Source organism: Kocuria sp. KSNUG (genome assembly GCF_049532735.1).
GTDB classification, from domain to species: Bacteria; Actinomycetota; Actinomycetes; order Actinomycetales; family Micrococcaceae; genus Kocuria; species Kocuria rhizophila.
Map to the genome: position 1 here is coordinate 884,522 of NZ_CP150981.1, position 23,874 is coordinate 908,395.

Sequence of the window (23,874 nt, forward strand, 5' to 3'; positions counted from 1 at the left end):
TGAGGAAGTCGAGAACGATGCCGGCAACGGTGCCGAGGGACTGGATGATGGAGGTGAAGATGTCCATGGTGCGTGTCCTTTGCTGTTGAACGTCGGTGACATGTACCGGGCCATCCCCGAGCGGATGCTGATCCGTTCTGACCCGGTAGTAACTACGCTACGGAGCCGCCCCGGCCGGGACCACCGACCACCGGCCAGATCTGGGCTGGAACCCCGGCCAGGACCGGACTGGCCGATCGGCCAGTCCGCCGTCCCCCGCACGGGGGACACCTCCGAGACCTTTTCCTGGTGCGTGTGGCGCTCAGCCCTGGTAGGCCCGCAGCAGCCGCTCACGGACCGCGTCCATGCCGTACTCCCGGGCGATGGTGTCCCGCGCCGCCCGCCCGGTGCGTTCCCGCAGGTCGGGGTCGGACAGCAGCTCTGCGAGTGCGCGTTCGAGATCCGGCTGCGAGTCGTCCACCACCGCCCCGGAGCCGGTGCGCCGCACCGTGCCCGCCAAACCGCACGTATCCGTGATCACCACCGGCAGCCCGGAGGACATGGCCTCCAGCACCGACATGGGGTACGGCTCGTCCACCGAGGGCAGCACGTAGAGGTCCGAGTCTCGCATCCACTGCGCGGCACCCGCGGAGTCCACCGGGCCCGCCCAGGTGAGACGGTCCCCGAGGTCGGCCTCCGCGATCGCGCGGCGCACTGCGTCCCCCTGTCCCTCATCCGGGCCCACCAGCGTGAACGTGGCGTGCGGGAAGCGCTGCGCGAGCGAGCGGGCCGCGGCCACGAACGCGAGCGGACGCTTGCGCTCCTGCAGGCGGGCGAGGAACAGCACCCGGCAGGTCCCGTCCGTCCTCGCCGTGCGCGACCGTGCGCCCACGGGCATGCCGTTGTGCAGCTCCATGAGGTTCACGGGACCGCGCGCCACCTGTGCCACCTCCCGCTGCTCCCGCGGCGTCAGGTGAAAGATGCGGTGCGCGTCCCGCAGCACGCGCCGGGTCAGGGCGGCGTCCAGCGGACCCGCGAGCGGGTTCTCCGACGGGTCGATCATCCCGTGGGTCTGCAGCACCGTCCGGGTGCCCGCGCGCTGCGCGAGCCACGCCGCGGGCAGCGTCAGCAGGTCCCGGGCCATGTGCACGTGCACCACGTCCGCGCTCGGGGCCACCCGGCGCACCCACGAGAGCATCGCGGGGGACGTCAGCCCCGCAAAGCCCGCGCCCGGCAGCACGAAGTGCGGCGGGAACAGGGCCGTGCGCACGCCGTCGCGCTCCGTGGGCAGCGGGGTGCCCAGCTCGGAACCGGTGGCCGCGAGCACGACGTCGTGGCCGGCGTCGGCCAGGGCACGGCACTGGTTGAAGGCCACCGTGGTGGGCCCGCCGTACGCGTTGGTGCCCGAGACGAGGGCCACGATCTGCAGGATCCGCATGCCGCTCACGCCCTCGCGGCCACGGGGGCCAGGACGCGCTCGCCGGCCGGGACGTCCCGGGTGATCAGGGCGGTGGCGCCCACCACGGCGCCCTCGCCCACGGTCACGCCGCGCAGGACCGTGGCGCGCAGGGCGATCCACGCGCCGTCGCCCACGGTGATGGGCGCGTTGTCGAACTCGAACGCGGGGTCGTCCGCGCGGTGGCTGCCCGTGCACAGCATGGCGCCCTGCGAGATGCACACGTCCGAGCCGATCGTGACGGGCTCCAGGTTCAGCAGCCACGCGCCGACGCCGATCCACGAGTTCTCGCCCACGCTCAGCTTCCAGGGCCAGTGGATCCGCACGTCGTGACGGATCAGGGTGCCCTCCCCGATCTGGGCCCCGAACGCGCGCAGGATGCGCGTGCGCACGCGCGGGGGGCACAGCACGGAGCGCTGCAGCGGCTCCGCGACGAGTGCCCACGCCGCGCACTGGAGGATGCTGCGGCCCTTGTCGTAGCCGCGGCCCGTGAATGTGGCGAGGCGGCGTCGGTGGTGTGTCATGTTCTCTCCCCCTGGTGTGACGAGCAGTCCGTGCTCGTGACTGTTCCTGCGGCCGGGTCCGTGCTCCCCAGCACTCCGCGGCCGCTGCGCCCCAGCTTGGCACACCGCGGCCGGCCCGGGCCGAGGGCTTTGACCCCACAAGAGGGAACACGGGGAGGGTGTCGCACTCGGCTGGAGAGCGGCGCGGACGAGAGGCGTGTGCGCGTGGGCCGTGACTGCGGGACGGGGGCGGGATGGATGAGTACGCATGTGGCGGCGCGAATGCCGCAGGTTTCGAGTACTTGTCGTGAGAATGGGAATTTGTGAGGGGCACCGTGAATCGCCGCGTCTTTCCCGCCCTGATTACCGGGAAAGAGAAAAATAGGATGCCAATTTATCCCCCAATATGGGTACAAAGCCATTCCGCAGAAACTACGGCCGCGTTCATGGACCAGATGGCCCGCGTTAGACTGCGGAATATCACATGGGGAGAGACGGTCGGGCTGAGACCAATCCCTCCGGGCGCTGGGCAGTGCTCGGGGAGCATTCGCCCGGCCGTCGTCACAAGGGGGCTGGGAGGACGCATGACGCTGCGAGATTACGTCGATGTACTGAGGAACTGGTGGAAGGCGATAGCCGCACTCACGCTCGTGGGCGTGCTCGCGGGGGTAGTTCTCGCACTCGTGCTGCCGCCCAAGTACGAGGCCACGTCGGAGCTCTACGTGTCCATTCCCACGAGCGACTCGGCCACCGAGCTCAACCAGGCGGCCACGTACCTGTCCCGGGAGCTGAAGTCCTACGCCACGGTGGCCACGTCGCCCTACGTCCTGGAACCCGTGCGCAAGGCCACCGGCGTGGACAAGACCGTGGCAGAGCTCGAGGAGATGCTCGACGTCACCAATCCGACCGCCACCTCGATCATCCAGATCGACGCCACGGCCGACTCCCCGGAGGAGGCCCAGATCGTGGCCAACGGGGTCGCCGACCAGCTGACCGAAGGAGTTGGCACGCTGTCTCCGGAGGTGGCCAACAGGGAGGGGACCGTCCAGGCCACCGTCCTCAGCAAGGCTCAGGTGCCGGACGAGACCACAGGTCTGCCGGCCTGGAGCTACCCGCTCATCGGCCTGGGCGTGGGGGCGCTGCTGGGAGTGGTCCTTGCCTTCGTGCTGGGCAGCCTCAACAGCCGGCCCCGCACCGTGGAGGAGCTGCGGCGCGTACCGGGTGCCACGCTGGCCGTGTCGGTTCCCAAGCTGAAGCGGCTGAGCGACGCGCGCAGCTTCGAGCCCGGTGCCCTGGAGCGCTCGGCGTCGGACGACGCGGCACCGCACGTGACCGCACTGCGATCGCGCCTGCAGCAGCGCCACGCCTCTGTGCTTCCGCAGACCGACGGCTGCGCCGTCCTCGTGGTCGCGGGCACCCGCGCCGGTGACGGCGCGAGCACCGTGGCGCTCGAACTGGCGCGCAGCTTCGTGGGCCTCGGCAGCCGGGTGGCCCTGGTCGACGCCCACCTCTCCGACCGTGGCGTCACCGAGCTGCTCGAGCAGCAGAACCACCCGGGCCTCTCGGACCTCGTGGAGGACCGTGCCGTGGCACAGCAGGGCGTGGTGCGGCTCGGGCCCGGCCTCACGTTCCTGCCCGCCGGCCCGCCCACGTCCCGCTCCAGCGACCTGGTGTGCTCCGAGCCCATGGAGTCCCTGATCCGCGACCTGCGGTCGGAGTTCGACGTGGTCATCCTCGACTGTCCGCCGCTGAGCGAGTCCGCCGATGCCGCGGTGCTCGGTGAGCTCTCCGACGAGATCCTGCTGGTCGCCGTCCCGGGACGCGTCTCCGCGGATCAGCTGCAGACCTCGGTGGACGCCTTCCGCGGCGCTCCCGTGTCCCTCGTGGCCAACAAGGTGCGGGCCTCGCGCGGTCGTCCCGGTCTGGTCTGAGCACCGTGGGCGCGATGAATCCCGTCGCGGTCGCCGTGCTTCTCCTGACGGCCTCCGCAGTGGTGGGTGTGCTGGCGATCATCCACGTCCGCACCCGGCAGATCGACGGGTTGAACCTGCGGATGTGGATGATGCTCAACTTCCTGCTGGCCAACGTGCTCTCGGGCTTCGCCCACGTGCTCGAGTGGTCCAAGGAGCGTGGCTTCTACGAGGTCCTCTCGGGTGATCCCGTGGGCTCCACGTCGGGGCTCACGGAGGCCGCATGGGCCACGTTCCTGGGCAGCTGCGCGCTGTGGGCTGGGCTCGTGCTGCCTCGACCCCGACTGTTTCCCGCCCGAGCGGGAGCCCGTACGATGCCCCGCCGACCGCTCGCCCCGGAGAACCTCTACTCGTTCGCCGCAGCGCACCGGGTGGCCGTGGGGGGTGTCGCGCTCGCGCTCGCGGGCGCGGGTGCTTTCGGACTGGTGCGCGTCATGGGGGCCACGACCGACCAGACCGGTGGGCGCATCATCGCGGTGGACGACGGCAACGCGAGGTTCGCGTTCCTGGCCGGATGGCTGCCCTGGGCTGTGACGCTGCTGGTGCTGGTGCTGGCCTGCCGACGTCGTTCGCCGGGACCCGCCGTGTGGAACACCATCCTGCTCGTGGTGGGCCTGGGAGCCTTGGCCGTCAGTGCCTCCTGGAACGGCGGCCGCTCCGAGATCGTCTACGTGGCGTTCCCGCTGCTCGCGCTGATGCTCCCCAGGATCAACGTGCTGCGCTGGCCGTTCATGGTGGCGGGGGCAGCTCTGCTGGCCGGCTACATCGTCTACACCACGATGCAGCGGGTGGGAGCCACCACGGACCCCTGGTCCTTCGTGGACTGGCAGTGGGGGCGGTTCTCCATGGCCGCGTGGGCCGCCAACCACACGGAGCTCCACGGCGCCCTCCACGGCGAGACGGTGTGGAGCGCCCTGCTCAACGTCCCTCTCTCGCTCCTGCACCTCGTGGGCATCGACGTGGACAACCCGTTCCGCTCCATGGTGGAGGTCTCGGGCTACGACCTGCTGGGCGGGGAGGACCAGATCTACGTGGTGCCCGGTTTCACCGCCGAGATGATCCTGAACTTCGGGGTGCTCGGGGCTGTGGGGGGATACTTCCTCCTCGGGCTGGTCTCCGCAGTGGTGTCGGACGCCTACAGCCGCAGCCGCAGCGAGACCAACAGGGTGCTTCTGGCCACAATCGGCTCCACCCTCGTGTTCCAGGGGATCGTGGGGCAGCTGGAGTCCTTCGAGGTGTTCGTGACGCTCTCGATCCTGCCGCTGTGGGGGCTGTGGGTGGCCGAGCGGATCTTCGCGAGACCGTACGACACGGGCCAGCCGCTCGACCCCGAGCCGTCCGAGACGGTCGAGGCCCCGTGGCAGCGCAGCACTGCCCGCCTCTGAGACACCATCCACCGACCGCGGGGCAGGGGAGCCCACGCATCGGACCATCATCACCGGGAAGAGAACCATGCCACAGCTGACCGTCATCATGCCCGCGTACCGCGCGGGTGCCACCGTGGAGAGCGCCATGCGCTCCACGCTGCGGGCCATGCCCCGCGACTCCGAGCTCGTGGTCTCCGTGGACGGCCCGGACGCCGAGACCGAGCGAGCCGCCCATCGGGTGGCGGACCGCCGCGTCGTCGTGCGGGAGAACGCCGTGAACGTGGGGACCGTGGCGCGCATGCGGGACGCGCTGGACACCACCGACAGCGCGTTCGTGGCGCGCACCGACGCGGACGACCTCTCGCTGCCGTGGCGGTTCACCGCCAGCATGCGGGCACTGGGCCACGCGGACATCGTGTGCGGCGGCGGCGTCCGGTTCGGGCAGGGAATGCTCCCTCGGCTTTCCTACCCCCGGAGCCTCACGAGCACGGAGCTCGGACTGCTGCTGCCGTTCGTGAACCCGCTGTTCCACTCGAGCATGCTCGCGCGCCGGGAGACGCTCGAACTCGCGGACGCCTACGCGCGGCCCAACACCGCCGAGGACTACGTCCTGTGGCTCGACGCCCTGTGCCAGGGCGCCCGGATCCACAAACTGGCCATGCCCCTGATCGCCTACCGGCTGAGCCCGGGGCAGCTGTCGAGCGCGCCGGACTACCACGCCCGCATCGCTCAGGACCCCGAGGTCCGGCGCGCCTGGGACGCGTGGGCCCGGACGAGCGGCATGACGTGGCTCGTGGACAACGGGGGCGGTCCCGGCAGTCCCGTGGGCACCGCCGAGCAGCTGCGGGCGGTTGTGGCCGGGGTCCGTCCCGGAACACGGCCCTACACGCGGCGGCACCTGGCGCAGGTCGCGGGCGTGGCGAGGGAACCCGCATGCTGAACCAGATCAAGTCACTCATCGAGCGGGCCCTGCCCCGGGTGTCCTCGGCGCTGGTCATCCTGACCCTCGCGGCGTTCACCAACCCGCACTACGTGGGCATCTACAACGTGGTCACGCTGTGCTACACGGCCATCCAGGTGACCATCGACTCCGGCGCCAGGTTCGCGGTGATCCGGGTGCTGACCGAGCCCGGCGGCATGCGGATCATGAACCGCTACCGCACCGTCATGCCCGTGCTGGCGTTCACGATCCTCGTGGGGCTCATGCTCTTCCTGCGCTCCAACGGGACCCTGGAGACCTGGGGCGAGTTCCTCCAGGTGCTCCCCGTCGCGTTCGCTCCGGGTTTCGGCGCCCTGGGGCTGCTCTACGTGGGCACCCTGCAGGCCACCAACCAGTGGGGGACCCTGGCGCGGATGCAGCTGCGTGCCTCCGTTGCGGGACTGGCCGTGGGCGGTGCGGTGCTCGTCATGACCCACTCGCTGCTGGGGCCCTCCCTGCAGCTGGCCGTCACGGAGGGCACCTTCGCCCTGCTGTGCTGGCGGGCCGCACGACGCAGCACGGAACCGCTGCCGCGGTCCACCCCCGGGGAGAAGTCGATCCTCTCGGACATGACCACGATGTCCGGCTACGCGCTCATGGCCTGGCTGCAGGGCCAGGCCGAGCGGCTGTTCATGACGGTCTTCGCCGGGACAGCGGTGCTGGGCACCTACACCGCGGGCAGCGCCGTGGGCCGTGCGCCGGGAGACGCGCTCGCGGCGTCGACTGCCAACATGGTGCGTGTGGGGGTGGCGGACAAGGAGACCCCCGACGAGATCCGGGACGCCAGCGACCACTACCTGTTCCGGGCGCTCATCCTGGCCGTTGCAGGGGTGGTCGTCTCGCAGGTCGCCGCCATCGTCCTCACACCGGTTCTGGGGGAGGAGTGGCGCCCGGCGATGGCCATGGTGCCGTTCATCGCCATGGTGTCCTTCCCCGGCGTGCTGTCCTGGGCGGCGTCGGTGCTGCTCGTGCGCACGGGTGCGGCGTGGAAGACGTTCGTGGGGCCGGTCATCGGCATCGTCTTCGGTGCCGTGATCGCGTGGGTGGCGTCGTTCAACCTGCAGCTCGCGGCCACGGTGCTGGTGCTGCGCGAGTTCGCCGTGGTGCTCACCGCGTACCTGCTCGTGGGCAGGGCCGCACCGTGGCGGTCTTTCTGGTTCGGGGCGGGGCTCAGCGCCGTGGGTCTCACGGTCTGCTGGCTGGGAGTGCTCTGACACGTTCCACGGGTCCCCGCCCCTGAGCGGGCGGGGCCTGCGGCGCAGGACGACGCCGCCCGTCAGCTCTCGGGCTCCCTCGCGCCGTCACCTGCAGGCCGGCTGATGCTCAGCCGCAGACCGGCCACGCCTGCAGGTGCGGGCAGGGTCCGGGATGCCGTCTCCTGGGCGGAACCCGCCACCACGCGGGACCGTGACGGTGCGGAGCACGAGAACGGCGGGCGGCCCCGTGAAGGACCGCCCGCCGTCGTGTGCTCGCCGGGAGTGTGTCAGGTGCCCCGCGCCGAGTCCCGGTGCGCGCGGTACCAGGCCACGGCGTCGTCGAGCCCCGTGGGCAGGTCGATGGACGCGGTCCAGCCCAGCGCGCTCAGGTGCGAGACGTCCATGAGCTTGCGGGGGGTGCCGTCCGGCTTGGACGCGTCCCAGTGCGTGGTGCCCTCGAATCCGGTGGCCGCGGCCACGAGCTCCGAGAGCTCCTTGATCGAGACGTCCTCGCCCACTCCCACGTTGACCTGCTGGGGGCCGTCGTAGTGCTCCAGCAGGAACAGGCACGCCGAGGCGAGGTCGTCCACGTGGAGGAACTCGCGGCGCGGTGACCCGGAACCCCAGTTGGTGATCTCCGTGTCGCCGTCCCGCACCGCCTGGTCGTAGCGGCGGATCATGGCCGGGAGCACGTGCGAGCCTGTGGGGGAGAAGTTGTCCCCGGGCCCGTACAGGTTGGTGGGCATGGCCGAGATCCAGGGCAGCCCGTACTGGCGGCGCACCGACTGCACGTGCAGGATGCCCGCGATCTTGGCGATCGCGTAGGCGTCGTTGGTGGGCTCCAGGTAGCCGGTCAGCAGCGCATCTTCCCGCAGCGGCTGCTCCGCGAGCTTGGGGTAGATGCAGGACGAGCCCAGGAACAGGACCCGTTCCACGTCCACCGCGCGCGCGGCGTCCAGGAGGTTGAGCTGGATGCGCAGGTTGTCGGAGAGAAAGTCCACCGGGCGGGTGCTGTTCGCCCCGATGCCGCCGACCTTGGCCGCCGCGAGCACCATGTACTGGGGCTTCTGCTCCGCCATGAAGGCCTCGACCGCCTCGCGGTCCCGCAGGTCCAGCTCCGCGGACGTGGCGCCCACCAGGTTCTCGAACCCTGCGGACTCCAGGTGCCGCCAGATGGCGGAGCCCACGAGGCCCCGGTGCCCGGCCACGTAGAACGGTGCCGAGCGGTCCAGGGGCCCCGGCGTGTAGCGGACGTCGTCCGTGGTGCGGGCGTCGGCCGGATCGCTGACGGTGCGGGGCCAGTCGGCACCCGGTGCGGTGGCGTCCACCATCTCCTCCTCGTGCAGTTCGGTGCTCATGCGGCCTTCCCCGGGGCCCAGATGTGCTGGGAGACGGTGTCGATCCACGGGGTGCCCGCGCACTCGAGGGCCGCGCGGTCCGCGTCCACCATGATGCGGGCGAGTTCGGGGGCGTGCACGGTGGCCTTCCACCCGAGCTTCTCCTCGGCCTTGGACGGATCACCGATCAGGGCGTCCACCTCGGTGGGTCGCAGGTAGCGCTCGTCGAAGCGCACGTGCTTCTCCCAGTCCAGCCCGGCGTGCTCGAACGAGGTCTCGAGGAACTCGCGCACCGTGCTGGGCCGGCCGGTGGCCAGCACGAAGTCCTCGGGCTCGTCCACCTGCAGCATGCGCCACATGCCCTCCACGTACTCGGCGGCGTAGCCCCAGTCGCGGATGGCATCCAGGTTGCCCATGTACAGGTGCTCCTGCTTGCCCGCGGCGATCGCGGCCACGGCGCGCGTGATCTTGCGGGTCACGAAGGTCTCGCCGCGGCGCGGGGACTCGTGGTTGAAGAGGATCCCGTTCACCGCGAACATGTCGTACGCCTCGCGGTAGTTCTTGGTGATCCAGTACGAGTAGATCTTGGCCGCGCCGTACGGCGAGCGCGGGTAGAACGGGGTGTTCTCGTCCTGCGGGGGCGGCGTGGCACCGAACAGTTCTGATGTGGAGGCCTGGTAGAAACGGCACTTCACGCCGGCGCGGCGCACGGCCTCGAGCAGCCGCACGGTGCCCAGCCCGGTGGTGTCACCGGTGTGCTCGGGCTCGTCGAAGGACACGCGCACGTGGGACTGCGCGGCCAGGTTGTAGACCTCGTCCGGGTCGATCTCCCCCATGAGGGTGACCAGCCGTGCTGCGTCCGAGAGGTCCCCGTAGTGCAGGAACAGCTGCGCGTCCGGGTTGTGGGGGTCCTGGTACAGGTGGTCGATCCGGGACGTGTTGAACGTGGACGCGCGGCGGATCAGGCCGTGGACCTCGTAGCCCTTGGACAGCAGCAGCTCCGCGAGGTACGAGCCGTCCTGGCCGGTGATGCCGGTGATGAGTGCTTTCTTCTGGTTCATGGTGGTCTCTCCCCTGGTGGATCAGTGCGGTGGGCCGGTGCGGCCCGGTGTGTCAGGAATGGGCGGTGACGGGTGCCCTGTGCTCCGCTGCGATGCCCGGGCGCAGCTTGTGCAGGGCGGTGGTGAAGGAGCGCACGGCGGCACCGCGGCTCAGCACGTCACGGACGTAGCCGCGTCCGCCCCGGTGGGTGGCGCCCCCGGTGGTGATCCACTCCTCGTGCAGTGTCATGGCCCCCGCCACGAGCGCCTCGGGATCACCGGGTTCCACACGGATGCCCGCGTCCGCCGCCGCCAGCTCCGCGGCGGAGGGGCCCTCGGCCTCGACGGCCGCGAGGACGGGGCGGTCAGCCGTGAAGTAGCTGGTCAGTTTGCTGGGCACGCACATCTCGGTGAGCCCGGGACGCTCGTTGACCAGCAGGATGTCCGCGGCCCGCAGCAGCCCGGCGTACGTGTCGTTGTCCACGCTGGGCAGCACCTCGAAGCGCGGGGTGCGTTCCGCGAGCGCCTCGAGCTGCGGGCGCTGGTGCCCGCCGCCCACGAGCACGAACCGCAGCGGCGCACCCGTGCGCTCGGCCACCTGTGCGGCGGCAGCCACGTTGCCGAGGTCCTGCTTGGCGCCCATGTTGCCGGTGTGCAGCACCACCACGTCCTCCGGCTCCCAGCCGAAGCGCCGCCGCAGGGCGGCGGTGTCCACGCTGGGTGCCTCGGAGATGTGGGTCCAGTTGCGCACGGTGGTCACCCTGTCCGCCGCCACTCCCATGTGGCGGCGGAGGTACTCGGAGAACCGGTCGTGGATCACGACGACGCCGTCGCACGAGCGCAGGAACGTCCCCTCCACCGCTCGCATCAGGCGCGTGACCGGTCCACTGGCCGCGCCCGTCTCCGAGAGGCCAGCCGTGTAGATGTCGTGGACCCAGGCGACCACCGGGGTCCGGGTCAACGCCGCGCGCACCCGCACGATCGCGGAGGCGAACAGCGCCGGCGTGACGACCACGACGACGTCCGGGTCCCCCCATGCGGCGGTGGCGGCGCGCAGGCCGAAGACGACCTCCATGCCCAACCGGCGCAGCTGCCCGGCGTCGTGCGGCACGGGGTGTGGCACGCGGAGCACCGGCACTCCGTCGATGACCTCGTACCCGTCACCGCGCTTCGGATACCCCTCGTGGATGCTCCACTGCGGGTAGTGCGGCAGGCCGGTGATGACGTCGGTGTCCCACCCGGCATCGCGTAGCGCCCGGGCCATGCCCGCGGTGTACGGAGCGATGCCCGTGTGCTCCGGTGAATAGTTGAGACCTACGATCAGGACGCGTGGTGCCACGCTCTCTCCTCCCCCTGAAGAGCAGGGGCGCCGCCCCTGCTCTCCCCCAGTTGCGGTGGGCCTCCCCAGGCCCACCTGCCGCTTCCCGTGACGGTTCACGGGGAACGGCGGTCGGTGCCGGTGCTCGTTCTCTCCCTGGAACACCGGCGTTTGCCATCATAATCACGCCGCCAAGTATTCGACTCCGCAATGACGACAATTCTGTGTGGGCCCATGTAGGTACAACCCGGTAAATGCGCTGGTCGGACCGGGGAAAATAGTCGCTTCAATGGAAAACCACACATTAGGGGACACTGTTTCCCGGCCCGCTGATGCGTGTCCTGGCTATGCTTTGTGAGTGCAAACCTGCACGGCATCCGCGGGGGCAATGCGGTGCTCGGGGCAGGGACACGCCGTCGGCGGTGGGGAACACGCCGGCAGAACGGCGCTCGTCGTGGCGGCGGGGGCAGAGCAACGGTGTACGGCTGAGGTGCATCCGGAGCAGAACTGGGGAGAATTCATGCGTATTGCCGGGCAGGCAAGTTTTTTGACGGGGGACGACCACACCATTCACGCGTGGGTCCACGGACCGCAGAGCGGTCAGGTGCGCGGCGCCGTCGTCGTGGCGCCCGCACTGGCACGCGAGGAAGTGGTCAGCCACCGCAGCATGCGGCTGGTTGCGGCGCGGGCGGCGCAGGCGGGCTGGCTGGTCGTCCGAATGGCCTGGAGCGGGACCTCGGAGTCGGGTGAGCGCCCGCCCGGGAGCGACCCCGTGCAGGTGTGGCACCGGGACCTCGCGGTGGCGTACGGCGCCGCCCGGGAGCTCGTGGGCCCGGAGCTGCCGGTCCACGGGATCGGGCTGCGCATCGGGGCGTCGGTGCTGGCAACCTCTGGGCTGCCGTTCGAGAAGCGGCTGCTGTGGGAGCCGGTCTCCGGGGCCGTGTACATGCGCCAGTACACCGGGCTGCGCCGCGCCAGCGGACTCGACCTGCCGCCGGAGGTGGACTCCGGCGTGGAGATTGGCGGAGCGCACTTCACGGGGGAGGAGGCCGCCGCCATCCGCGCGCTCCCGGATCCCCGCAAACTCGCAACTCCCGGGCTCGAGCCGGTGCGCGAGGAGGACCGCGCGGTGGCCAAGAAGCTCTACGGGGTGGCGGCGATCTACGCGAAGTCCAGCCCGGAGGCGATCGCCTCGCTCGTGGCCCGCCTGGACGGCCCCCGGGAGGATGCCTCCGAGCGGGCGGACGTGAGCTCCTGGCAGCCACGGACCACCGCGCGATTCCACGTGGCCGAGTTCGGGGTGGATGTTGCCGAGGAGCTCCTCGAGCTCGGGGAGGATCTGCTGCCTGCCTCCTACACCCATCCCGTGGGCCGCGACGGGACCGGTGCCGGCGCCGTTCTGCTGGCTCCGCCCTCCGCGGACCCCAAGGACGGCCCCACGGGTCTGTGGACCGTGCAGGCCCGTCGGCTCGCGGCCCGCGGCGTGCCCGCCATCCGCGTGGAGCGTCACCACTGCGGTGACGCGGCCGGTCTGGACGAGCTCAAGGACATCAACCCCTACACCGGGCAGGGCGTCGCGGACCTGGACCTGGGCGCCGCCTGGCTTAAGGAGCGCACGGGGGAGGAGATCACGGGTGTCGGCCTGTGCGTGGGGGGCTGGCTCGTGGCCATGGCCCCGCCCACGAGCGCCATGACCAGCCGCGTGGTGCTCAACAACGTGGCATGGCGTGCCGGGGAGACGTACTACGACAAGCTCTACCGCAACTGGGACGTGGACGCCGTGCTGGAGCAGCTGCGGACCATGGCCGATGTGGAGGTCAGCGCCAGCTGGCGCACCCGGGCCAAGAACAGAGTGCGTCGCCGCATGCCGTACCCGGTGTGGCTTGCGCTGGGCAGGCGCAACATCCCGAACGTCCCCGAGGTGGTCATGGAGTACGCCTCGCGAGGTGCCGAGGTCCTGTTCTGCTTCGGCCCCGAGGACGGCCTGCTGTTCCGGCAGGAGCGCGGGGAGGAGGGGCTGGCCCGGCTCACCCGTCAGGGGCGGCGGATCCGGGTGGCCCAGGTTCCTGCGCTCGACCACTCGCTCCAGGCGTGCGCCTCACGCCGCACCGCCCTGCAGATCGTGGACGCGGCGCTCGGGCTGAGCGCCTTCCCCCAGGAGGAGGTGGCGCCGTGCGCCGTGTGAGAAGAGACCGCAGCACCGCGCGCGCCGCCTCGGTGCGGGTCGTCGCCGGCTGCGCGGCGGCCGCACTGCTGCTCACCGGCTGCGGTGGGGGCGGCACGCCGGACGCCACCACCGGCACGAGCTCGATCGCGGGGTTCGACGCCCAGGCGGTGGCGCAGGTGGGCTTCCAGGACCCCGAGGCGATCACCACGCAGGACCACGGGATCACGGTCACCTCTGCGCGGGGTCTCTCCCCGCGTGCGGTGGAGCTCGGGGTCAGCACCGACGCCGTGTCCCCGGAGGCGCCCGGCGGGCGCAACTCGATGGTGGTGATCACCCCGGAGGGCTACGACCCCGCCAAGAAGTACCCGGTGGTCTACATGCTGCCGGGCAGCGGAGCGGTCGACGCCCCCGCCCTGCAGTGGTACGAGGCGGGCCAGGCGGAGCAGGTCACCCAGGGCCTGCCGGTGATCACGGTGATCGTCAGCGGCGGCAAGCAGGGGTGGTACACCGACTGGGCCACGCAGGACGAGCTGACGCAGAACTGGGAGACCTTCCACCTGGAGCAGGTGGTCCCGTGGGTGGACTCCCACCTCTCCACCGCAACGGACCGGGAGCACCGGCTGGTGATGGGCAACTCCATGGGAGGCTACGGGGCCGTCCGCTACGCCGAGGACCGCCCGGACCTCTTCGGGGAGGCCGTGAGCTTGTCCGGGGTCCTGGACCTGTCCTCCAAGGACGTGCGCCAGAACTTCTCGGCCGCGTCCCACGAGTCCACGGGGCAGTGGGAGGCGGTGTTCGGTGACGGGGACTTCACCACCGAGGAGCAGTGGAAGGCCCACGACCCCATGACGCACAGCGCGTCGCTTGAGGACGTCCACGTGCAGCTCTTCGCGGGGCAGGGCAACGGCGCGGACGGGGACATCGAGCCCGCTCTGCGGGACACCACCGCCACGTTCGCGCGGGAGCTCGACACCCGCGGCGTCCCCTACCAGTACACGGAGTACGGACAGGTGGGTGAGTGCGACGGCGGACACGTGTTCCAGTGCTGGCGCCCCGCCGCCGTCGTCGCCCTGGGCCGGTGGTCCGAGCGCGTGGGGATCGAGCGCACCGCGGGCGAGCCGTCGGTCGCCCCCGAGTTCAAGGCGGTCACCTCCGGGGAGGGGGTCGTGAGCGCCGCGCACGACGCCGCCCGCGGGGCTCGCGTGGGCTGCGACCTGCAGGGTGTCGCACCGGTCGCGGAGGCCCTCGCCCAGCGGGGCGAACGCTACCTGCGCGCGGTGTTCGCGCCGGAGGAGATCGCGGAGCTCACGAGCTCGTCCGAGCTTCCGGCCGCGGAGTCCGTGGCCGGGCGGTTCGCCGCCAAGGAGGCCGTGCTGAAGGTGCTGCGCCCCGGGGTCGAGGACGCCGTGGCGTGGCCCCAGATCATGATCCGCACCGGGCCCGGGGGCGTTCCCGAGGTGCGGCTGCGGGGGACCGCCGCGCGGGTCGCGGAGCGTGGCGGGGTGCGGGACTGGAGCGTGAGCACCTCGCACGACGCAGGTTTCGCCATGGCCGTGGCGTGCGCCACGGCGCCCTGACAGCACCCGTCGAAGACCACAAGATCACCGCTGGGACCGCAGAGAGGGCGGTACCGCGGAGCACGAGAAGCATCAGATCAACCGAAAGAGGTTCACACCATGGATTCCACCGCCATCGAGACCACCGTCCGCTCCGTCCTGGCGGACCAGGGCAAGCTCTCCGAGGACGCCCAGAGCATCGCCGTGGACGCGGACCTGTACCGCGCCGGGATGACCTCGCACGCGTCCGTGAACGTGATGCTCGGGCTGGAGGACGAGTTCGACATCGAGTTCCCCGAGGAGCGCCTGACCAAGGCCACGTTCACGTCCGTCCAGTCCATCACCGAGGCCGTGGAGGCGATCCAGAATGACTGAGACCACTGTCCTGAGCGACACCCCCCGCGCGCAGCGGGAGGAACCGGAGAACGAGGACCGCACGCAGCGCAACGCCGCCCGCGCGGAGGCCGTGGCCGCGGTGGCCCGCGAGTTCGCGGCCGCCGTGGACGAGGAGGGTCGTTTCCCCCGGGAGGCGATCGACGAGGCCCGCACCCAGGGACTGCTGGGTGCGCCCATGTCCGAGGCGGACGGCGGGCTGGGGTGGAGCATCACCGAGTTGTGCCGCATGCTGGAGCGCGTGGGGCGTGAGTGCACCTCCACCGCCATGATCCTGGCCATGCACCACTCGCAGACGCTGTGCCTGACCCGGCACGCGGACACGGAGTACCTGCGTGACTTCACCCGCCGGGTGGCCACCGAGGGTCTGCTGCTGGCCTCGGCGACCACCGAGGTGAACATCGGCGGCAACACCCGCTCGTCCACGTGCGCGGTGCGCCCGGCCGGCGACGGCCGCGTGCACCTGCACAAGACGTGCCCCGTGATCTCCTACGGCGCGTACGCGGACGCCATCCTGGTGACGGCCCGCGCGAGCGAGGAAGCGGCGTCGAGCGACCAGGTGCTGCTCGTGGTCGAGGCCGCGGACCTGCAGCTCGAGCGCCAGCGCGGCTGGGACGCCCTGGGGATGCGGGGCACGTGCTCCGAATCATTCGAGCTGGACGCCACCACCCGTGCCGACGCCGTGTTCACGGCACTGTTCGAGACCATCTCCGCGCAGACCATGCTGCCCGGCGCGCACTGCCTCTGGGCTTCCGCGTGGCTCGGCATGGCCACCCAGGCCGGGCTGACCGCCCGCTCCGTGGTGCAGAAGGCCGCGCGCAAGACCCCGGGAACCACTCCGCCGTCGGCCCTGCGCCTGGCCGAGCTGGAAGTCCAGCTGCAGGCCATGACGGACGTGGTCCGTGCCTCCGTGGCACGCTATGAGGCCGCGTACGACGATCCCGCCGCGTGCGAGTCCATGCAGTTCGCGATCGCCATGAACACCCTGAAGGTCTCCGGCGCGGAGGCCGTGCGGCGGATCGTGGGGGACGCCCTGGTGATCGTGGGGATCACGGGCTTCGCCAACCGCTCGCCCGTGAGCCTGGCCCGGCTGTACCGGGACAGCATCGGGCCGTCCGTCATGGTCAACAACGACCGCATCCTGCAGCACACCGCCACCATGCAACTCGTCTCGAGGGGACAACGATGACCATCATGGACACCCACCAGGACCTCGCCACCCAGCAGGACACGTTCCGCGCGGGGCTCGAGGCCAACGACTGGCTGCTGCCCACCCTGGGCGACGGCGTCACGGGCCTGGGCCCGCAGGCCGAGGACGTGGTGCAGGGCATCGCGGCCGCCGCCCGGAAGATCGCCGGGGAGCTCTCGCCGGAGACGGGAACCCGCCGGCTGCGCTTCCCACCGGTCAACGGCACCCGGCTGCTGGAGCGCACCGACTACGTGGCGTCCTTCCCGCAGCTGCTGGGCACGATCTCCGCCTTCGAGGGGGACAACAAGGCCCACCGTCAGCTGCTGGCCACGTACGAGGACAAGGGCGACTGGTCCTCCCAGCTCACCCCGGCCGGACACGCGCTGGTCCCGGCCGTGTGCCACCCGCTGTACGCGTACCTGGAAGGATCGCAGGTGGACGGCACCGTGTTCGAGCTGATGGGCGAGTGCTACCGCCACGAGCCCAGTCCGGACCCCATGCGCTTCGTGACGTTCCGGATGTTCGAGGCGGTGCGGATCGGCACGCCCCAGCAGGCGCAGGAGCACCGCGAGAGGTGGCTCGCGGCGGGCACCGAGCTGCTGCGCGCGCTGGGGCTCACCGTGGAGGCGGACACCGCGAACGACCCGTTCTTCGGCCGCGCGGGCAAGCTGCTCAGCGCGGGTCAGCGCGAGGCGCAGCTGAAGTTCGAGATCCTCACGGAGGTCTACCCGGGCCACCCCACGGCCATCGCCTCCGCGAACCTGCACGAGGACCACTTCGGTGAGGCCTTCGGCATGCGCACCGCCGACGGCGCCGTGGCCCACTCCGCGTGCTTCGGCTTCGGTCTGGAGCGTGTGGCGCTGGCTCTGGCCTCCGTCCACGGCTTCGACGTGGCCGCGTGGCCGGCCTCCGTGCGCCAGGAGCTGGGTCTGTCATGACCACCGTGACCGAGAACCGCGGTGGCCCGGCGGGGCGGGAGGTCGCCGAGGCACCGTTCGGCACCGACGTCCTGGCGGTGCGGGGGTGCGAGTCGCTCACCGCGGCGAACGCCCCCCGCTCCGCGCTGCACGATCCTGCGGAGCCGTGGTCACCAACCAACTGCTACATGGACGTGTGGATCGGGCTCACCACGGTCCTCGGGCTGGACCCGGTCCCCATGCTGGGAGCCGCGTTCAGCGCGGACTTCCTGGGTGACCAGTGGGAGTTCCTCAAGCCCCGCCAGGAGGACATCGAGGCCCTCTACGGGCTGACCGTGGGGGAGTACGACACGTGGCGCCCGCTGGGCGAGCACCTGCAGCGCGCCATGTCCCGAGGGGACGCCCTGGTGGTGGAGGTGGACGCGTTCCACCTCCCGGACACCGCGGGCGTCTCCTACCGCGCGGCCCACACCAAGACGTCCATCGTGCCGCTGCGGCTGGACCCCGTGGCGGGGGAGCTCGTGTACCTGCACAACGACGGCGTGCACGTGCTCTCCGGGGAGGACCTGGAGAACACGCTGGGCCCGGGGGCACGCGCCGGCACGGTGCCGTTCCCATACGTGGAGCTCGTGCGGACGCAGGACGTGCACCGGCTCGAGCCGCGCGAGCTCTGGCAGTGCGCCACGGGGCTGGCGCGGGCCCACGTCCGCCGGGCCCCGGACACGAGTCCGGCCCAGCGGCTCGTGGCCGCCATCCGCGAGGAGCTCCCCGCGCTCGCCGAGCGCGGCATGGACTACTTCCACGTCTACTCCTTCGCCACCACGCGCCAGGCCGGCCTCACGGCGGGGCTCGCGGCCCACGCGTGCCGCTACCTCGCCGAGGGAGCGGAGCAGTGGCCGAGCGACCTCGACGCCCTGCAGCTGCGGGCCGCCGCGGAGTCCCTGGACGCGGCCGCGGCCGCCGCCAAGACCCTGCAGTTCCAGCTGGCCCGGGCGGCGTCGGGCCGCACCCCGCGGGTGGACGCGTCCGCGCAGGCCTTCGTCTCCGGCTACGACACCGGGATGCGGAGCGTGCGGGACGCCGTGGGCATGGGCGAGTGATGCCTGCCGCGCAGGACGTCCTGGCCCGGGCCACGTGGACGCTGCACCGCGTGGACCCGGCCGCTGAGGCGGATGCTACCCACGGGGTGGCCGCCACGCCGGGGGAGGACGTCCTGCCCGGCGAAGAGGTTCCGTCCCGGGAGGGCGATTTGGCCGCGTGGGCCGCGGTGCTGACGCAGGGCGTTCCAGCACGAGTTCCGGGCACCGTGACCGGCGCGCTGCGCGACGCACTCGGGGAGCATGCCGTGGACCAGATCCTGCGCTCGGGTGCGCCCGACGCCGTGTGGGAGTACCGCACCAGCCTCACCACCGCGGGCGGCCCCCACCGCTTCACCTCGACCGGCGTGGCCACCGTGGCCCGCCTGCTCGCGGCCGGGGAGGAGGTCCACGCCTCGGACACGGCCTTCCTGCCGTGGGACGTCACGGTGGAGCTGCCGCCCGGCCGGTGCGACATCACTCTCCGGCTGCTGCCGCTGAGCACTGTCCCGGTACCGCGGAAGCCGCGCGCCCGCTGGCTCTCGCCGCTGGTCCCCGACCGCTCGGTGCGCTGGCGCCGCACCCCTCTCGTGGGCTCGATCGACTGGCCGGGAGCCCGTCCCGTGATCGGTCCGTGGGGCGGGCTGAGCGCCCGTCCGGTCTCCGCACTCGACGCCGCCCTCCCGCAAGCGCCGGGCACGGACGACGAGGCCGCCGCAGCGAGGGGTACCGAACCCGTGATCGGACCGTGGGGCGGTCCGCGCGCCCGTCCGGTCGGCGCGCCCCACGTCACACTCCGGGACGAGCCGGGCCCTGGCGACGACGCCGCCTCCGCACCCGCGGCTGCACGCGCGCTGCCAGCGGAGCCGTTCGCGGTGCGCACCCTCGTGGACGAGCACGGTGACGGGGTGGTGGGCGTGCGGTGCGCCGTGGCGGACCTGCTGAGGGGACGCGAGGCAGCCCGCGTGCGCGTGGAGGTCGCGGCGGTAGGAGACACCGCCGACGCCCCGGTGTCCTGCGAGCAGGAGGTCTCGACGGCGGACGCCGACAGCGACGGATGCATCACCCTGCGGCTCACGGTGCCCCGACCCCAGCTGTGGTGGCCCCACGGCATGGGCCGGCAGTCCCGCTACACGGTGCGGGTGCGTGCCGCGGGCGCGGAGCACACGGCCACCGTGGGTTTCCGCACGGTGGAGGCCGAACCCCGCGATGCCGAGCACCGCGGACTGGCCCTGACGATCAACCGCATTCCGTTGTTCGTGCGCGGTGCGGTGTGGACGGGTGCCGACCCGTACGAGGTGGCGGCATCCCCCGAGTGCGTTCGTGCGGTCCTCGCGCGGCTGCGGGACGCGGGCACCACCATGGTCCGCATCCCGGGAACCGGCTGCTACGAGAGGGAGGAGTTCCACCGGGCGTGCGACGAGCTGGGAATCCTGGTATGGCAGGACGTGGCTCTCGGTCCCCTGGACCCTCCGGACGAGCCGATCTGGCGCGCGGGGCTGCGCGCCGAGGTGGGTGCCCTGGCGTCCCGGCTGGCCGCGCACCCCTCCACGGCGGTGCTCTCCGGCGGCACGGAGGTCATCCAGGCGCCGGTGCTCGCGGGGCGGCCCGCCGAGCAGTGGACTCCGCCGGTGCTGGTGCGGGACATCCCCACAGCGGTGGGGGAGGTGGGGGCGGACGTGGTCGTCGTACCGTCCTCACCGTGCTCGGACGCTGACCTGGACGCGGCGCGCCACGCCCAGGAGGCCGCCCGGCAGCGGGCGCACAGGCTCTGGTTCCCGTCCCTGCCCGCTGCCGGCGGGCGGGAGGGCGGCCGGGCGCCGTCGCGCGGGGCCACCCCGATAACCGCGGTGGTCGCCGCCCAGGGCACGACGAGCGGAACAGCGGCCTCGCGCGGGCCCGGCCCGTCGGGCGGGACGGCGCCAGCGGTGGCAGCACGGGCGAACAGCGCGGATCGCGTCCCGACGGCGCAGGCGGCGGCGTCGTCGGTGGAACGTCCGGCGTGCTCCCCGGTGGACGCGGCGGACGGCGTCTGCCACTACTTCGGCGTGGGGGCGTACGGGCGTCCGGTCGAGGACGCCGTGACCCGCGGGGTGCGCTTCGCCGCGGAGTCCCTCGCCTTCGCGGTGCCTCCCGAACCGGCCGTGGTGCGGGCCCAGTTCGGCACGGACGCACCGCTGGACGGCACCGGCTCCGCCCACGCCTGGCGGCAGGGTCTGGCCCACGATCCCGGCGCCGGGTGGACCTTCGAGGACACCACGCGGCTCTACGTCCACCGGCTCTTCCTGGACCGGGACAGCGATCCCGACGCGGGCCTCGCGCGTCCCGCACGGCCGGCACCGCAGGGCGCCCCGGCGGACCACGGCGCGCGGCTCGATCTGGAGCGTGCCGCCCTCGCCCACGTGTTCCAGCGGACCTTCGCGCAGTGGCGCGCGGCCACGTCCGCGTGCCGGGGAGCTCTCGTGCTCTCGGCGATGTCCACGGCACCCGGGGCGGGGTGGGGCGTGCTGGACGTGACCGGCCGGCCCACCGCCGCGTGGTACGGGATGCGGCGGGCGTGCGCGCCCGTGGCCCTGTGCTTCGTGCCCGCGGGCGGGGACGGCCTGCCCCTGCACGTCTTCAACGACGCCGCCCACCCCCTCACCGCGACCGTGCGGCTGACCGTGGCCACGGTCCGCGGGGGCTGCCAGGCGCCGCTGGAGGTCCCCGTGGAGGTGCCCGCGCACGGCGAGTACACGCTGCGCGCGGACCTCGCGGACGGCACGTTCCGGGACCTGGACCACGCCTACGGCTTCGGGGAGCGCGCGTACGAGGCGGTCTCCGCCGTGCTGCTCGACGACGCCGGCCGCGTGCTCGCGCGGGACACGCACCTCAGCGGCGGGCCCCGCAGGGACGCCCCCGGTGACCCGGACCTCGCCGCACGGTGGGAGCGTGCGGAGGACGGTGCCTGGCGGGTCGCGGTCACGGCCACGGGGCTGGCCCGGTTCGTGGCGCTGGACCTCCCAGCCTCCGGCGCGTTCTCGGCGGGGGAGGCGGTGGCCGAGGACGGCTACGTGCACGTGCTGCCCGGTGAGACGGCGCACCTGCCGGTGCGCGGTGCCGTCACGGCTGCCGTGCGGCGGGACGCACGCGTGCGGGCACTGGGTGCCATGCCCGTGGTCGTGGAGGGCGGCTGAGGCCGCCCGGTGGGGGCGGCGCTCGTCGGGCGGCGGTGCTTACGGCGGAGACCGCGGAACCGCCCCAAGTCCGTGGGCGCTCCGGGGTGATCTCCACGGCCTTGAGCCGCTTGCAGGGGACCGCCCCGCGTCCGGGGACGCTCTCAGGAAGCTCATGCCGCACGGCGCCCGGAGCCCGTCCGGACATGCCCCGCAGTGCCCGAACGGCGGAACCCTGCAGGGTCCCGCCGTTCGTTGTCTGCGCGTCCGGCGCGGGCGGTGGTGCCGCCCGCGCCCCGGTCAGTGCCCAGTGGGCCCCAGCGCCGTGGTCTCGTCCACGATGTAGCGGGCCAGGGTGTCCCGGGAGGCCGTGGCGAACACCGAGTGGTCCAGCGGCTCCAGCAGCAGCAGGGCGGACCGCCCGTCCTGCTGCGCGGCGGTGACGTGGCAGTGCGCGGCGTCGGCGGGCCCGAAGACCGCCTTGACGGTGAGACCCGGAATCCGGGCCAGCCGCCGCAGCGCGGGCTGCGGGACGTCGATGATGCCCACGGTGGCGGCGAGCGAGTTGATCCCGGGCGACGCCGCGTGGGCCCTGGCCCGCGTGCCGCGCACCACGGTCCGGCCCACGCTGCCCGCGCGGGAGATGAGCACCCGTCCCGGCGAACGGGGGGCGGGTGCGCCCTGCTCCGGGGCGGCCTCGGGCGCGGGTGACTCCTCCCCCGGGAGCCGGGGTGCCAGGGGCCCACTGCGCAGACCCTGGCGCCAGTACCGCCACGGCTCCCGCTGCCACGCCACGTTGTTGACCACGTGCAAGGTCAGCCGCTCGGCGACCGCCCGCGGAAGCTCCGGGGCCGCCGCCACGAGTCCCCACGCGCCCAGGCAGATGCCCGCCGCCGTGAGAGGCCCGTCCGTGAGGTCCGCGAGCCGCGTGACGAGTTCGCGGCACTCCACCACGGTGTGCCGGGCGTAGGGGTTCGAGTTGCGGGCCAGGGTGGCGTCCACCAGCTCGCCGGTGTCCGTGCGCTCGGCCAGCAGGCACACGGCACCGCGACCCGAGGACAGAAGCGCGGTGCGCAACCACAGCCCGCTCGCGGTCTCCATGGCGTCCGAACCAGGGGAGACCAGGGCGAGGCCCGGCGCCTCGGCCGCCCGCTCCACGGGTTCCGTGAGGATCGCGGGGCGCTCGCCGTGTCCCACGGTGGCGCGGGACACACGGACCGCGGTGCCGTGGACGTCCAGTGTGAGGCACCGGACGGGTTCGCCCCCGGCGTCGTCCTGCCGGGTGGACGCACCGCGCGCCGGCGCGTGCTCGGCCAGTGCTCGGGTCACCGTGCTCGTCAGACCCTCCGGCACCGTGGCTGCTCGGGGGTGGACGTCGAGGGGGAGGGGACCGGTGAGATCCTCGCCGAGCACCCGGAGGCCTCGTGCGGCATCCTCCGCAGGGGCGGGCACGGCCTTCACTGCTGAGACGCCCTCAGAGGCCAGCTGCAGGTCCAGCAGCTCCGTTCCCTCCGTGACGCGCGGGGGCAGGTCCGCGCCGGCCATCCGCCGCAGCGCACTCTGGTGGCGCAGCCACTGCCTCCCGGACACGGAGGCCAGCAGGATCCGCTGGGCCCAGCCGTGGTCCTCGTCCGCGGCCATGAGAGCCCCCGCCACGCTGAAGGCCACACCGTGCACCGGGTGCCCGCCGCCCGCCCACTCCCGCACCGCGCGCACGTCCTCGGCCCAGCACCGGGCGTCGCAGGCCTCGTCCAGGCAGGGGCTCTGCCCGGTCCCGGACCAGTCGAACCGCACCACTCGCCAGCCGTCCGCCGCGAGAGCCCGCGCCGTGTGGAGCACCGTGCGGGTCATCGTGACCCGTTCCCGGCCCGGAGGGGCGGCCACCACGACCGTGGCACCGCGCGCGGGGGCCGAGGGCTCGTGGACGTCCACCGCGAGCCAGCGCTCCCCTGCAGGGATCCAGCCGTGGCCCACGCCCTCGTCCGGGCTGCTCGCGCGGGCGGTGGCTGCGCGGGACGACGTGCCGATCATGGACCGCAACGGGCGGCCCGGACCTGAGAAGCTGAACAATGAACTCTCCCCCGAAAGACGTGCGGCGCTGCGCCCCGTGGGCGTCCACCGTCTCTCCCCTGAGCGGTGCCGCGGGCGCCACGCCGTGTGTACTGTGCCAGCCTAACTTCCCCGCCCCGGCCCGGGCCCGGGAGCACTCGCCCACACTTTGGTGGAGTGGTCCCCCGAAGTGGGGTCAGGCCGGATGGGAACGAGCAGTCACCGGA

The 23,874-nt window shown here is 72.4% G+C and carries 17 protein-coding genes; 11 read left to right on the top strand and 6 right to left on the bottom strand.

The genetic code is table 11. The features are described from left to right. Positions 1-301: 301 nt before the first annotated feature. Both AABM36_RS03855 and AABM36_RS03860 read right to left on the bottom strand, forming a co-directional pair. Positions 302-1,417 (bottom strand): glycosyltransferase, encoded by a 1,116-nt coding sequence (locus AABM36_RS03855; protein WP_423447904.1) that lies wholly within the window; start codon positions 1,415-1,417, stop codon positions 302-304. Positions 1,418-1,422: 5 nt separating this feature from the next. Continuing rightward, the gene (locus AABM36_RS03860) at positions 1,423-1,959 is read right to left on the bottom strand and encodes a DapH/DapD/GlmU-related protein (protein WP_070636599.1); all 537 of its coding nucleotides are present in this window, start codon (positions 1,957-1,959) and stop codon (positions 1,423-1,425) included. Positions 1,960-2,522: 563 nt separating this feature from the next. Between AABM36_RS03860 and AABM36_RS03865 the strand changes: the two genes are divergently transcribed. The 4 genes from AABM36_RS03865 to AABM36_RS03880 all read left to right on the top strand — a co-directional run bounded on the left by AABM36_RS03865 (position 2,523) and on the right by AABM36_RS03880 (position 7,468). Continuing rightward, the gene (locus AABM36_RS03865) at positions 2,523-3,869 is read left to right on the top strand and encodes a Wzz/FepE/Etk N-terminal domain-containing protein (protein ID WP_423447427.1); all 1,347 of its coding nucleotides are present in this window, start codon (positions 2,523-2,525) and stop codon (positions 3,867-3,869) included. A gap of 14 nt (positions 3,870-3,883) precedes the next feature. Then, entirely contained in the window at positions 3,884-5,293 is a 1,410-nt protein-coding gene (locus tag AABM36_RS03870) for an O-antigen polymerase (protein WP_070636600.1), read from the top strand. A gap of 67 nt (positions 5,294-5,360) precedes the next feature. Beyond that, positions 5,361-6,215, top strand: coding sequence for a glycosyltransferase family 2 protein (locus tag AABM36_RS03875; RefSeq protein WP_070636601.1), 855 nt, complete (start codon positions 5,361-5,363; stop codon positions 6,213-6,215). Continuing rightward, entirely contained in the window at positions 6,209-7,468 is a 1,260-nt protein-coding gene (locus tag AABM36_RS03880) for a lipopolysaccharide biosynthesis protein (protein ID WP_019311041.1), read from the top strand. Before AABM36_RS03875 ends, AABM36_RS03880 begins: the two co-directional genes overlap by 7 nt. 269 nt (positions 7,469-7,737) lie before the next feature. Here the strand turns inward: AABM36_RS03880 and AABM36_RS03885 are convergent, their stop codons facing one another. The 3 genes from AABM36_RS03885 to AABM36_RS03895 are packed head-to-tail and all read right to left on the bottom strand — an operon-like array spanning position 7,738 to position 11,166. Next, complete coding sequence (locus AABM36_RS03885; protein ID WP_019311042.1) at positions 7,738-8,808, bottom strand: GDP-L-fucose synthase family protein; 1,071 nt, start codon at positions 8,806-8,808, stop codon at positions 7,738-7,740. Then, complete coding sequence (gene gmd, locus AABM36_RS03890) at positions 8,805-9,848, bottom strand: GDP-mannose 4,6-dehydratase (protein ID WP_019311043.1); 1,044 nt, start codon at positions 9,846-9,848, stop codon at positions 8,805-8,807. Before gmd ends, AABM36_RS03885 begins: the two co-directional genes overlap by 4 nt. A 52-nt stretch (positions 9,849-9,900) precedes the next feature. After that, the gene (locus AABM36_RS03895; RefSeq protein ID WP_019311044.1) at positions 9,901-11,166 is read right to left on the bottom strand and encodes a glycosyltransferase family 4 protein; all 1,266 of its coding nucleotides are present in this window, start codon (positions 11,164-11,166) and stop codon (positions 9,901-9,903) included. Positions 11,167-11,665: 499 nt separating this feature from the next. On the opposite strand from AABM36_RS03895, the gene AABM36_RS03900 reads away from it, so the two are divergent. From AABM36_RS03900 to AABM36_RS03930, 7 genes are all read left to right on the top strand, one after another. Beyond that, positions 11,666-13,330: a hypothetical protein gene (locus AABM36_RS03900; protein WP_239356497.1), complete on the top strand. Its 1,665-nt coding sequence runs from the start codon at positions 11,666-11,668 to the stop codon at positions 13,328-13,330. Then, complete coding sequence (locus AABM36_RS03905; RefSeq protein ID WP_423447428.1) at positions 13,318-14,889, top strand: alpha/beta hydrolase-fold protein; 1,572 nt, start codon at positions 13,318-13,320, stop codon at positions 14,887-14,889. Before AABM36_RS03900 ends, AABM36_RS03905 begins: the two co-directional genes overlap by 13 nt. Positions 14,890-14,988: 99 nt before the next feature. Next, the gene (locus AABM36_RS03910; protein WP_019311048.1) at positions 14,989-15,243 is read left to right on the top strand and encodes an acyl carrier protein; all 255 of its coding nucleotides are present in this window, start codon (positions 14,989-14,991) and stop codon (positions 15,241-15,243) included. Further along, a complete protein-coding gene (locus AABM36_RS03915) occupies positions 15,236-16,450 on the top strand; it encodes an acyl-CoA dehydrogenase family protein (protein WP_019311049.1) in 1,215 nt (404 codons plus the stop codon). Before AABM36_RS03910 ends, AABM36_RS03915 begins: the two co-directional genes overlap by 8 nt. Beyond that, positions 16,447-17,388 (top strand): hypothetical protein, encoded by a 942-nt coding sequence (locus tag AABM36_RS03920; protein WP_070636602.1) that lies wholly within the window; start codon positions 16,447-16,449, stop codon positions 17,386-17,388. The genes AABM36_RS03915 and AABM36_RS03920 overlap by 4 nt, the downstream gene beginning before the upstream one ends. Further along, a complete protein-coding gene (locus AABM36_RS03925; RefSeq protein WP_070636603.1) occupies positions 17,385-18,467 on the top strand; it encodes a DUF1839 family protein in 1,083 nt (360 codons plus the stop codon). The genes AABM36_RS03920 and AABM36_RS03925 overlap by 4 nt, the downstream gene beginning before the upstream one ends. Beyond that, positions 18,467-21,619 (top strand): hypothetical protein, encoded by a 3,153-nt coding sequence (locus AABM36_RS03930; protein ID WP_070636604.1) that lies wholly within the window; start codon positions 18,467-18,469, stop codon positions 21,617-21,619. The genes AABM36_RS03925 and AABM36_RS03930 overlap by 1 nt, the downstream gene beginning before the upstream one ends. 279 nt (positions 21,620-21,898) lie before the next feature. Here the strand turns inward: AABM36_RS03930 and AABM36_RS03935 are convergent, their stop codons facing one another. After that, on the bottom strand, positions 21,899-23,629 hold the full coding sequence (locus tag AABM36_RS03935) for a hypothetical protein (RefSeq protein WP_070636605.1): 1,731 nt from the start codon (positions 23,627-23,629) through the stop codon (positions 21,899-21,901). Positions 23,630-23,874: the final 245 nt, after the last annotated feature.